Here is a 258-nt window from a genome sequence, read left to right on the forward strand (position 1 = left end):
TGGTCGATCTTGCGGCCGAGCGTGGCGGCAACTGCGACCTGACCGTCGCCGATCAGCGGGTCGTCTCCGACAACGGCGTCGTCGTCATCGGCTATACCGATTTCCCGAGCCGCATGGCCGCGCAGGCATCGACGCTCTACGCCACCAATATCCGCCATATGCTGACCGACCTGACGCCGGGCAAGGACGGCAAGCTCGTCCACAACATGGAGGACGACGTCATCCGTGGCGCGACCGTCACCTTCGAGGGTGCGATCA

At 64.7% G+C, this 258-nt stretch carries 1 pseudogene; it reads left to right on the forward strand.

From position 1 onward, the window contains the following. Window positions 1-258, forward strand: a pseudogene (locus IB279_RS38320) (NAD(P)(+) transhydrogenase (Re/Si-specific) subunit alpha); the annotation flags it as partial.

Origin of the sequence: Ensifer sp. ENS06, from assembly GCF_014852205.1 — a bacterium.
Taxonomy (GTDB): domain Bacteria; phylum Pseudomonadota; class Alphaproteobacteria; order Rhizobiales; family Rhizobiaceae; genus Ensifer; species Ensifer adhaerens.